Origin of the sequence: Microbacterium sp. HMWF026 (assembly GCF_003061325.1) — a bacterium.
Classification (GTDB): domain Bacteria; phylum Actinomycetota; class Actinomycetes; order Actinomycetales; family Microbacteriaceae; genus Microbacterium; species Microbacterium testaceum_E.
This window is the reverse complement of sequence record NZ_QAJB01000091.1, coordinates 1-7534: the sequence shown is the minus strand read 5'-3', so window position 1 is coordinate 7534 and position 7534 is coordinate 1. Positions and strand designations below refer to the sequence as shown.

8 protein-coding genes are annotated in these 7534 nt (G+C 74.7%); 5 read left to right on the top strand and 3 right to left on the bottom strand.

What is annotated here, in order from left to right; translation table 11 throughout:
• Positions 1–8: 8 nt before the first annotated feature.
• Positions 9–674: a methyltransferase domain-containing protein gene (locus tag DBR36_RS04465; RefSeq protein WP_108317743.1), complete on the bottom strand. Its 666-nt coding sequence runs from the start codon at positions 672–674 to the stop codon at positions 9–11.
• A gap of 37 nt (positions 675–711) precedes the next feature.
• Between DBR36_RS04465 and DBR36_RS04460 the strand changes: the two genes are divergently transcribed.
• Positions 712–2169 (top strand): NAD(P)/FAD-dependent oxidoreductase, encoded by a 1458-nt coding sequence (locus tag DBR36_RS04460; RefSeq protein WP_108317742.1) that lies wholly within the window; start codon positions 712–714, stop codon positions 2167–2169.
• Positions 2170–2253: 84 nt separating this feature from the next.
• Here the strand turns inward: DBR36_RS04460 and DBR36_RS04455 are convergent, their stop codons facing one another.
• Both DBR36_RS04455 and DBR36_RS04450 read right to left on the bottom strand, forming a co-directional pair.
• The gene (locus DBR36_RS04455) at positions 2254–2880 is read right to left on the bottom strand and encodes a CDP-alcohol phosphatidyltransferase family protein (RefSeq protein WP_108317741.1); all 627 of its coding nucleotides are present in this window, start codon (positions 2878–2880) and stop codon (positions 2254–2256) included.
• On the bottom strand, positions 2873–3565 hold the full coding sequence (locus tag DBR36_RS04450; protein WP_165801245.1) for a TVP38/TMEM64 family protein: 693 nt from the start codon (positions 3563–3565) through the stop codon (positions 2873–2875). Before DBR36_RS04450 ends, DBR36_RS04455 begins: the two co-directional genes overlap by 8 nt.
• Before the next feature lie 72 nt (positions 3566–3637).
• Between DBR36_RS04450 and DBR36_RS04445 the strand changes: the two genes are divergently transcribed.
• The 4 genes from DBR36_RS04445 to DBR36_RS04430 form a co-directional block, all read left to right on the top strand.
• On the top strand, positions 3638–4882 hold the full coding sequence (locus DBR36_RS04445; RefSeq protein ID WP_108317739.1) for an ABC transporter substrate-binding protein: 1245 nt from the start codon (positions 3638–3640) through the stop codon (positions 4880–4882).
• Positions 4879–5754 (top strand): ABC transporter permease, encoded by an 876-nt coding sequence (locus tag DBR36_RS04440; protein ID WP_258222561.1) that lies wholly within the window; start codon positions 4879–4881, stop codon positions 5752–5754. Before DBR36_RS04445 ends, DBR36_RS04440 begins: the two co-directional genes overlap by 4 nt.
• Positions 5751–6584, top strand: a complete 834-nt coding sequence (locus DBR36_RS04435; protein WP_108317738.1) for an ABC transporter permease — start codon at positions 5751–5753, stop codon at positions 6582–6584. The genes DBR36_RS04440 and DBR36_RS04435 overlap by 4 nt, the downstream gene beginning before the upstream one ends.
• A partial coding sequence (locus tag DBR36_RS04430) for an ABC transporter ATP-binding protein (protein WP_108317737.1) occupies positions 6581–7534 on the top strand: 954 nt, incomplete at its 3' end. The genes DBR36_RS04435 and DBR36_RS04430, both read left to right, overlap by 4 nt.

Sequence of the window (7534 nt, the reverse complement as noted above, 5' to 3'; positions counted from 1 at the left end):
GGCGGGGGTCAGGCGGTGACCGAGGGCGCGAGCGCGGCGGCGACGGCCACGAGGTGCCCGCCCTTGCGCTCGGCGCGGGCGACGCGCGGCGGATCGGCGGCGTCGCGCTCGAGCAGGCGCCACGTGTGCGCGTCGATGTCGGCGCCACCGGTCGCGCACGCGAGCAGAGCCAGGGGCGCGAGCACGCGCCACCGCCCCCGCGGCCGCTGCATGTCGACGATGCCCGCGCGTCCGCCCGCGCGCACCGCCGCGGTCGCGCGGCGCCACGCCTCGGCGCGGTCGGGGATCACGCTCAGCGCATAGGTCGAGAAGACGGCATCCGCCCCTCGCCCTCCGGCGGCGGCGCGCAGGACGGCGGGGTCGAGCGTCGCAGCGTCCGCCTCGACCAGCGTCACGGTGTCGTGCCATCCGGCGGTGGCGATCCGGCGGCGGGCGACGGAGAGCATGTCGGCGCTGCGGTCGACGCCGATCACGCGGCCGGTCGGACCGACCGCCGCGATGAGCGCGGGAAAGTTCAGGCCGGTGCCGCACCCCAGGTCGATCACGACGTCGCCCGGGCGCGGATCGAGCAGACGGATGCCGGCCTCACGGCCCGCCCGGTACACCCAGCGCTCGCCCGAGAGCACGTCGTACCACCGCGCGCCGGCGCCGTATCGGCGCAGCAGTGCTGCCATCGCGCCACCCCCTTCGCTCCCACCCTAGGCTTCGACCATGACCACCGCCCCGCGCCGTCGCGCCCGCCCGCTCACCCCCGTCGAGGCCGGCCGCGCCGTATGGGACCTCGTCGTCGTGGGGGCGGGGAGCGCGGGTCTCGTGGCCGCGCGCACCGCGGCGGTGCTGGGCGCGCGGGTGCTGCTGATCGAGGCGCGAGGCTTCGGCGGAGAGTGCCTGTACACGGGGTGCGTGCCGTCGAAGGCGCTGATCGCGGCGGCCGACGCGGCGCAGGACGCGCGCGGGGCAGGGCGGCTCGGCATCCACGTCGACGAGGTGCGGGTCGACTTCGCCGCCGTGATGGCGCACGTGAAGCGGGCGATCGCCGAGATCGAACCCGTCGACTCGCCCGAGACCCTCGCCGGATCGGGCGTGTTCACGCTGCGGGGACGGGCCCGGTTCGACGGGCCCCGTTCGCTGGTGGTCGAGGGAGTCGGCATCCGCTTCCGCGACGCCGTCGTCGCCACGGGCAGTTCGCCGGTCGTCCCCGACGGCGTCGACGTGTTCACGAACGAGACGGTGTGGGACCTCGAGACCCTGCCCGAGAGCCTGCTCGTCCTGGGCGGTGGCGCGATCGGCTGCGAGCTGGCGCAGGCGTTCGCGCGTCTGGGCAGTCGCGTCACGCTCGTCCACCGCGGCGACCGGGTGCTGCCCAAAGAGGATCCCGACGCCAGCGCCCTCGTGCTCGCCGCCCTGCGCGCCGACGGCGTCGACGTGCGCCTGGGCACGACGCTCGACGAGGCCACGCGGGCGGACGGGCGCACGACCGCTCGCCTCAGCGACGGCTCGACGGTGGCGGCCGAACGCGTCCTGGCCGCGCTCGGCCGGCGGGTCGATACGACGGGACTCGGACTGGATGCCGCGGGCGTCGCGCTCGACGGCTCCGGCGCCATCGCGGTGGACCGCACCCTGGCCACGAGCAACCCGCGCATCCGCGCCGCGGGCGACGCGACGCCGCTGCCGCGCTTCACCCACACGGCCGGGATGTTCGGCAGCGTCGCCGCCACCAACGCCGTGCTCGGACTGTCACGGCGAGCACGGCTGGACGACGTGCCGCGCGTGACCTTCACCGCTCCCGAGGTCGCGGCGGTGGGGGTGTCGTCGGTGGATGCCGAGGCCTCGGGCCTGCGCGTGGTCGAGACCGCGCACCACGACCTCGATCGCGCGATCGCCGAGGGGCGCACCGCGGGGTTCACGCGCCTCGTGGTCGACCGCCGGGGTCGGGTGGTGGGCGCCACGATCGTGGGACCGCGCGCGGGGGAGTCGCTCGGCGAACTGTCGACCGCCGTGTCGCTCGGACTCACGGTGCGGGCGCTCGCCGGGGTGCTGCACGCGTACCCGACCTACTCCGACGCGGGGTGGAACGCCGCGGTGCGGGACGCGCAGGGTGCTCTGCGGCGGGGTGCGGTGGCCGCGGTGATCCGGCTGCTGCGCCGGGTACGCCGGCGTCGGCGCTGAGGCCGGGGGCGCGGTTGCGCGCGTCGGCGCGGAGCCGGGCGGTCGCCGCGACGCCCGGCGGGCGGGTCGGGGCGCCGCGCGATCTCACCGCAGCAGGCGGTACCCCGCGACGACCCGCTGCACGGCGCTGATCCCCACGAACACGCTCCACACCACGGCGATCCCGCCCGACCAGAACGGCAGGATCAGCCACAGCGCGTGCACGACGATCGTCTCGGTGCCCTCGGCGATGCGGCCGAGGAACGACAGCGACCGCCCGTCGTCGATGCGACGCCCGGTGCGTTCGGCGATCGACGAGAACGCCAGGAACGCCGTGCCGTTGACGTAATAGACCACCAGCACCAGCAGGAAAGGCCACCACGCGACCCCGTAGCCGGCCGTCGCGCCCCACGCGACGCCGAGCACCCCCGTGCCGTACGCGATGAAGTCGGCCGTGATGTCGAGGAAGCCCCCCGCCTCGCTGTCGCCGCCGTCGCCGCGCGCCCGTCGACGTCGCGCGAGCGTCCCGTCGAGGCCGTCGGCCACCCGCGACACCAGCCACAGCACGACCGCCGCAGCCCACCACTGCGCCGCCGCCGCACCGGCCGAGGCGAGCGCCAGGGCCAGGCCGGTGAGGGTGAGGCGGTCGGGGGTGACGCCCGGACGATCCAGGGCGGCGGCCATGGCATCCAGGGGACCCGAGAGGACCGCGCGCATGGTGCGGTCAAGCATCCGGCGCCTCCGCGGCGCGGCGCCGCCGGACGACCGCCGCCGCGATCAGTCCCGCCCCCAGCAGCACGCCCACGGCGGCCAGGGCGACCCAGAATGCGGGGCCGAGCTCCCACCCGAACGCCCCGAGGGCGACGTACGCGGCGGAGCCGGGCAGGATCCCGACCGCCGTGCCGATGGCGTAGTCGCGTCGGCGCACCGACGTCAGCCCCGCGCCGTAGTTGATGAGGGTGAAGGGGATGACGGGGATCAGGCGGGCGCTCAGGACGGCGAGCAGTCCGCGGCGGCCGATCGCGGCATCCAGGCGGGCCACCCGTGCCCCCGTGAAGCGTTCGACGGCCTCGCGGCCGAGCGCGCGACCGATGAGGAAGGATGCCGCGGCCCCCAGCAGCGCGCCCACGTAGACCATGGCGAACGCCACCGGAAAGCCCCAGACCAGACCGGCCGCGATGCCCAGCACGTTCTTGGGTGCGGGGCTCAACGTCAGCGCCGCGTACAGCAGCGTGAAGAGGATGACCCCGGGCCAACCGACCTGGCTCGACCACGAGCGGATCTGCTCGACGTCGTGCGGGACGAAGACGAAGCCAACCGTTGCGACGACGGCGACGAAGACACCGAGAAGAACGAGGCGCAGCAGGGGTCGGCGCATCGCACCGCGCGCGGGCGCGTCGGTCCGGTTCGGTTCCATCGATTCCCCTCCGCCTCCCATACCCTAAGTCCGCACGCGACCTGCGGTCGCCGGTCCCGACCGAGGAGCCTCATGACCCCCCTTCGACGCCGACGTCGTCTCACCGCCCTGACGGTGGCCGCGGCATCCACCCTTCTCGCCCTCACCGGGTGCGCCGCCCCGGCCGCCCCCGACGCCGCCGAATTCGCGGACTGGGATGCCGTCCTCTCGGCTGCCCAGGGCCAGACCGTGCAGCTGTGGATGTACGGCGGTGACGACCAGGGCAACGCCTACGTCGACGACGTGCTCGCGCCGGCGGTCGCCGAGTACGGCGTGACGCTCGAGCGCGTTCCCGTGACCGACACCCGCGACGCGCTGAACCGCGTCTTCACCGAGCTGCAGGCCGGTCGTGAGGACGGCAGCGTCGACCTGGTGTGGGTGAACGGCGACAACTTCCGCACGGGCAAGGAGGCCGGCGCGTGGCGCTGCGGCTGGACCGGGATGCTGCCCTCGATGGCGAACACCGGCGCGGACGACCCGCTGCTGCAGTCCGACTTCGGCACGCCCGTGGACGGGTGCGAGGCGCCCTGGCACAAGGCGCAGTTCACCCTCGCCTACAACGCCGAGGCGATCGCCGACCCGCCGACGACGCTCGCGGGCGTGCTCGACTGGGCTGCTGCCCACCCGGGCCGGTTCACCTACCCGGCACCGCCGGACTTCACCGGCTCGGTCTTCGTGCGCGAGGCGCTCGCGAGCGTGTCCGGCGGAGCCGACCAGGTGCCGACGGCGTTCTCGCAGGACGCCTACGACGAGTTGTCGCCCGCCCTGTGGGACCGACTCGGCGCCCTCGCCCCGAACCTGTGGCGCGGCGGTGACACGTACCCCGCGAACGAGACGGAGCTCGGTCAGCTCTTCGCCGACCGTCAGATCGACATGACAATGACCTACGGCCCGGCGACGCTCACGGGCCTCGTGGCGGACGGGACCTATCCCGCCCAGACCAAGGTACTGACGCTCGAGGACGGCACGGTCGGCAACGCCAGCTTCCTCGGCCTTCCCGTCAACTCCGACGCCGCGGCGGGCGCGATGGTCGTCGCGAACGTGGCACTGTCCGCCGAGCAGCAGGCCAAGAAGGCCGAGCCCGACGTGTGGGGGCAGTTCCCCGTGCTCGACCTGGACGCGCTGTCGCCCGAGGACCGCGCCCTGTTCGATGCGCTGCCGGCGTCGCCGGTCGTACCCGCGTACGACGAGCTCTCGCGCAACGCGCACGGCGAGCTCGCCGCCGAGTGGGTTCCCGCCCTCGACGACGGGTGGCGGCAGAACGTGCTCTCGCGGTGACCTGGGCGCCCGTCGCCCGACGCGCCGGTTCCGCGCGCGAGAGACGGCTCGGCGTGCTGCTGGTGCTGCCCGCCGTCGTCCTCTCGTTCGTGGTGCTCGGCGGAGGCGTCGGGGCGACGGCGCTGCAGGCGTTCGGACTGCTCCCCGTGGTGGGGCGACCCACCCCGGGGGTGGCGGCGTTCACCGCGCGGCCGGGTGAGCTGTTCGCCGCGATCGGCGTCTCGCTCGGCGTCGCCGCGGTCGCCACGACGCTCGCCGTCGTCATCGGGACCACCGCGGCGGTCGTGATCGTGTCGCGCACGCGCAGCAGCCGGGTCGTGGCCGCCCTGGGCACGCTCACCGTGACCATTCCGCACCTCATCGCCGCCGCCACCGTGGGTCTTCTGCTCTCGGATGCCGGGGTGCTCCCGCGTCTGCTGGGCATCGCCCCCGAGGAGTGGGCGCCGTGGGTCGGCGGCCCCCTGTGGGGTGCCGCGATCGTGGAGCTGGCGTGGAAGGAGTCCGCGTTCATCGCCCTCATCGTCACCGGCACGCTCGCGACCCGCATCCAGACCTACGACGAGACGGCCGCGCTGTTGGGCGCCGGTCGCATCCAGCGGTTCCGTCACGTGCTGCTACCGCTCACGACGCCCACGATCCTCATCGGCGCCGCGATCAGCTTCGTCTACGCGCTCGGGTCGTACGAAGTGCTGTGGCTGCTCGGCCGCACGTCTCCCGAGCCCCTCCCCGTGCTCGCCGTGCGGCTGTTCCAGGGCGTCTCGCTCGACTCCCGACCCGAGGCGGCCGCCGTGGCGCTGGTGACGTGCGTGCTCGCCCTCGGTGCCGTCGCGCTGACCTTCGGCGCGCTGCGGCGGACGGCGGCCTGGCGATGACCGCCCTCGACGGCCCCCTCACCCGCTCGCGCGGAGCCGGCAAAGCGCTGCGGCGGCTGCTCGCCGTCGCCCTCGCGGTGTGGTTCGCGCTGCCGTTGCTGCCCCTGCTGCTGTGGTCGTTCGCCGACCGCTGGAGCTTTCCTTCCGTGCTCCCCACGGCCTTCGGCCTGCGCTCGCTCGATCAGGCGGTCGCGTTCGGGGCCCTGCCCGCGTTGGGGCGTTCGCTGGTGCTGAGCGTGGTCGTCGCCGTGGCGGCGACGTTGATCGGCGCCCTCGCGGCCCGTGCGCTGACCTTCGGCGCCGTCCCCGGCGCCCGCCTGGTGTCGGTGCTGCTGCTCGCACCGATCGCCCTGCCGCCCTTCGCCGCGGTCCTCGGCGTCAACGTCGTGCTGCTGCGCGCGCACGTGCCCGCGGTCGTCGGCGTCGCCCTGGTGCTGACGGTCATGGCGCTGCCCTACACCGCGTTCGTCATGCGCACCGCGTACGGCGCCTACGACCGCTCGTACGAAGAAGAGGCGCGGCTGCTCGGCGCCGGGCGCCTGCAGGTGCTGCGGCGCGTCCAGCTGCCGATGATCGCCCCCGCCCTCGCGCGAGCGGCGTTCCTGGCGTTCCTCGTCGCGTGGAGCGACTACATCGTCACCCTCATCGTCGGCGGCGGAGAGGTCGTCACCCTGCCGCTCGTCGTCGCCTCGGCCGCCGCGGGACTGGGCAACGACGCCGCAGTCGCTCTCATGTCGCTCTCGGCGGTCGCCCCGCCCGTCCTGCTGCTCGTCGGCGTGCTGGCCTTCGGCCGCCGCCGCCCCCGTTCGTCGAAAGAGGTGAGCGCGTGAGCGCCGACCTGGTCCTCTCGGGACTGACCAAGACCTTCTCGGCTTCGCCGGCCGCCGCCCTCGACGACCTGACCCTCGCGGTCGCCGCCGGAACCTGCACCGCGGTGCTCGGGCCGAGCGGATCGGGCAAGTCGACGCTGCTGCGCGTGATCGCCGGACTCGAGACCCCGGATCGCGGAACCGTGTCGATCGCCGGCCGCGACGTCGCCTCCGTTCCCGCCGAACGCCGCGGCGTCGGCATGGTGTTCCAACGGTCGCTGCTCTTCCCCCACCTGAGCGTGCGCGACAACGTCGCCTTCTCGGATCGCGTGGCCGGGATGCCGCGCGCCCGCGCCCGCGAGCGCGCCGAGCGCTACCTCGACACCGTGCGACTGTCCGGGTACGGCTCGCGGCGCGTCGGCGAACTGTCGGGTGGGCAGGAGCAGCGCGTCGCGATCGCCCGCGCCCTGGCCGCCGAACCCGCCGTGCTGCTGCTGGACGAGCCGTTCAGCGCCCTCGACCCGGCCTTGCGCGCCGACATGCACGATCTGCTCGAGGCGGTGCGCGCCGACCTCGCCCCCACCATCCTGCTCGTGACGCACGACCGCGACGAGGCCGCCCGCGTGGCCGATCGCATCGCCCTCGTCGAGCACGGCCGGCTGCTGCACGAGGGCACCGTCGCCGACGCCTACCGACGACCGGGCAGCCTGCGCGCCGCCGAGCTCATGGGCGGGCGCAATGCCGTCCCGGGCGAGGTGGTGGGCGGCATCCATAGCAGTGTCCTGGGCGCGGTGGCCGCGACCGGCGTCGCCGACGGACCCGCCACCCTGGTCTTCCGGCAGGAGGACGTGCGGGTGGGGGAGGGGACGGATGCCGGCCCCCTCCGCATCGTCGGCAGGGTGCGGTCGCGCCGGTTGGTGGGCGCGCGCAGCGAGATCACCGTCGACGCGGGCGCGCTCGAGGTGCACGCC

Excerpts from the sequence above, each read along its gene's own strand:
- DBR36_RS04465 (WP_108317743.1), bottom strand. The coding sequence starts at position 674 with ATGGCAGCACTGCTGCGCCGATACGGCGCCGGCGCGCGGTGGTACGAC.
- DBR36_RS04460 (WP_108317742.1), top strand. The coding sequence starts at position 712 with ATGACCACCGCCCCGCGCCGTCGCGCCCGCCCGCTCACCCCCGTCGAG.
- DBR36_RS04455 (WP_108317741.1), bottom strand. The coding sequence starts at position 2,880 with ATGCTTGACCGCACCATGCGCGCGGTCCTCTCGGGTCCCCTGGATGCC.
- DBR36_RS04450 (WP_165801245.1), bottom strand. The coding sequence starts at position 3,565 with ATGGAACCGAACCGGACCGACGCGCCCGCGCGCGGTGCGATGCGCCGA.
- DBR36_RS04445 (WP_108317739.1), top strand. The coding sequence starts at position 3,638 with ATGACCCCCCTTCGACGCCGACGTCGTCTCACCGCCCTGACGGTGGCC.
- DBR36_RS04435 (WP_108317738.1), top strand. The coding sequence starts at position 5,751 with ATGACCGCCCTCGACGGCCCCCTCACCCGCTCGCGCGGAGCCGGCAAA.